General features: G+C 60.2%; 4 protein-coding genes. 3 read left to right on the top strand and 1 reads right to left on the bottom strand.

Annotated elements, in window-relative coordinates; translation table 11 throughout:
- Positions 1–548, top strand: a 548-nt coding sequence (locus HX846_RS25690) for a 5-formyltetrahydrofolate cyclo-ligase (RefSeq protein WP_178966341.1), incomplete at its 5' end; no start/stop codon positions are given.
- 7 nt (positions 549–555) lie between these two features.
- On the opposite strand, the gene HX846_RS25685 is transcribed toward HX846_RS25690, so the two are convergent.
- A complete protein-coding gene (locus HX846_RS25685; RefSeq protein ID WP_003213959.1) occupies positions 556–705 on the bottom strand; it encodes a hypothetical protein in 150 nt (49 codons plus the stop codon).
- Between the two features lie 196 nt (positions 706–901).
- Between HX846_RS25685 and HX846_RS25680 the strand changes: the two genes are divergently transcribed.
- Together HX846_RS25680 and HX846_RS25675 are read left to right on the top strand one after the other, a co-directional pair.
- A complete protein-coding gene (locus HX846_RS25680) occupies positions 902–1351 on the top strand; it encodes an EVE domain-containing protein (RefSeq protein WP_003213961.1) in 450 nt (149 codons plus the stop codon).
- 140 nt (positions 1352–1491) lie between these two features.
- Positions 1492–1727, top strand: a 236-nt coding sequence (locus HX846_RS25675; protein WP_178966340.1) for a biotin/lipoyl-binding protein, incomplete at its 3' end; no start/stop codon positions are given.

The following is a 1727-nucleotide window of genomic DNA, read 5'->3' as shown; positions in this document are numbered from 1 at the left end:
AACGCCAGGCCGCCCTGGGCCTGTATCGGCAACTGGCACAGCACCCGCTGTTTCGCCGGGCCAAACACCTATCCTTATATCTACCGACGGACGGTGAAATCGATCCGCGCCTGCTGCTGCGCGCTGCACAGCGCCGGGGCAAGGCGACTTACCTGCCGGTGCTCAGTGCATGGCCGCGAACCAAGATGGTGTTCCAGCGAGTGCGCCCCGGCGAAAAGCTGAGGCCCAACCGTTTTCGCATCCTCGAGCCCCAGGTAAATGCCAGCCGACAACGCAAGGTCTGGGCGCTGGACCTGGTGCTGCTGCCACTGGTTGGCTTTGATGATGAGGGCGGACGGTTGGGCATGGGCGGCGGGTTTTATGACCGCAGCCTGGCCTACATGGCCCGCCGGAAATCCTGGCGCAAGCCGACGCTGTTGGGCCTGGCCCATGAATGCCAGAAGGTCGAACGATTGGCACAGGCAAGCTGGGATGTACCGCTTGAGGGCACAGTCACCGATAAGGATTGGTATATAGCAGAGACGCTACTGGAATCAGCAGCGCCTTGAAGACGGGTCAGCGTTTGAACGGTTGCGGCTGTTGCTGTGCGAGTTCAATCGGTGCGTCAGTCTTGTTCGACCACAAGCTCTGCGCATAGCCGGTGGTCACAACGCCCAGGCCGAACAAAATAACCAAAATCCATAGTAAATCCGGTTTGCGTTTCATCGATTGCCCCCCTTCAGGCATCTTGCACACGATGACAGCAACGTTCCATTAGTAGTCCGTGCCAGCTGCGTCAAGCTCAAAACCCCGGCATTCTGCGTTAACGTGAACCAACACGCAAACCTTGACGCCAACCGACTGTCGGTTTGTCATAAAATTGCAGGACAACTTTCCCAATCGACTTTTGAGGAGCGAAAACATGGCCTATTGGCTGATGAAATCCGAGCCCGATGAACTGTCCATCAAGGGCCTGGAAAAGCTCGGCGAGGCCCGGTGGGACGGGGTGCGCAACTACCAGGCGCGGAACTTCCTGCGGGCGATGGCGGTGGGTGACCAGTTCTTCTTCTACCACTCCAGCTGCCCGGAACCGGGGATTGCCGGCATCGGTAAAATCGTCGAGGCAGCCTACCCGGACCCGACCGCGCTGGAGCCCGACAGTCATTATTTCGACGCCAAGGCCAGCCCTGAAAAAAACCCGTGGAGCGCGATCAATGTTGCCCACGTCGAGACCTTTGCGAAGGTCCTGGGGCTGGGCTATCTGAAACAGCAAACCGCCCTCGCCGAGTTGCCCCTGGTGCAAAAAGGCAGCCGCCTTTCGGTGATGCCGGTCACCGCCGAGCAATGGGCCGCCGTACTCGGCCTGCGCTGAAACAGCAGAACCCTGCGGTCACGCCCATGGCGCATGCATCTGCGCGCCAACCGGGTTAGGCTGGCGCTTCATTTGACCCGCATCAAGGGCCTCCGGGCAGGATCGGTCAAACTAGGACGCTAACGCCGCAGGATGCACCCATGTCGACGAACCACCGCACCTCCCATCTTTTCGCCATTCCATTGATTGTCTTGCTGCTGGCCGCCGGCGGCTTCGGCTATTGGCAATCCACCCAAGACCGCCTGCCCGAAGGCTTGAGCATGGGCAATGGCCGGCTGGAATCGACTGAAGTGCAGATCGCCGCCAAGATCCCCGGTCGCCTCGCCGAAGTGCGGGTGGACGAAGGCGACAAGGTGCTCAAGGGCCAACTGCTGGC

The sequence above is a fragment of the Pseudomonas sp. K5002 genome (genome assembly GCF_013386655.1).
Lineage (GTDB): Bacteria > Pseudomonadota > Gammaproteobacteria > Pseudomonadales > Pseudomonadaceae > Aquipseudomonas.
The sequence above is the reverse complement of the archived record's forward strand: the minus strand, read 5'-3'. Positions and strand labels throughout refer to the sequence as shown.

What these genes read in the sequence shown, in the direction of transcription:
- HX846_RS25685 (WP_003213959.1), bottom strand. Translation starts at nt 705, where the DNA reads ATGAAACGCAAACCGGATTTACTATGGATTTTGGTTATTTTGTTCGGC.
- HX846_RS25680 (WP_003213961.1), top strand. Translation starts at nt 902, where the DNA reads ATGGCCTATTGGCTGATGAAATCCGAGCCCGATGAACTGTCCATCAAG.